Raw genomic sequence first — 281 nt, 5'->3', positions numbered from 1 at the left:
GGGTCCTGGGAGAGTAGGACGTCGCCAAGCGGGTGTAACAACCTATTAGAATTGAATAATATCGAGGGCCTTTAGCTCAGCTGGTTAGAGCGCACCCCTGATAAGGGTGAGGTCGGTGGTTCGAGTCCACTAAGGCCCACCATATCTCAGATATTATCATTCCCTTTATGGGGCCATAGCTCAGCTGGGAGAGCGCCTGCCTTGCAAGCAGGAGGTCAGGAGTTCGATCCTCCTTGGCTCCACCAATAATTTAAACTTGTTCTTTGAAAACTGGATAGCGA

At 50.5% G+C, this 281-nt stretch carries 2 tRNA genes; both read left to right on the top strand.

Annotated features, from left to right (window positions below):
• Nucleotides 1-65 precede the first annotated feature (65 nt).
• Nucleotides 66-142, top strand: a tRNA-Ile gene (locus CFI03_RS18020).
• A 27-nt stretch (nucleotides 143-169) separates the two neighbouring features.
• Nucleotides 170-245 (top strand) — tRNA-Ala (locus CFI03_RS18015).
• Nucleotides 246-281 lie beyond the last annotated feature (36 nt).

The organism is Paenibacillus sp. ATY16, assembly GCF_003399985.2.
In the GTDB taxonomy this organism is placed as follows: Bacteria; Bacillota; Bacilli; order Paenibacillales; family Paenibacillaceae; genus Pristimantibacillus; species Pristimantibacillus glycanilyticus.
Note: the sequence above shows the minus strand (reverse complement) of the source record. Positions and strands in the feature narration are given on the sequence as shown.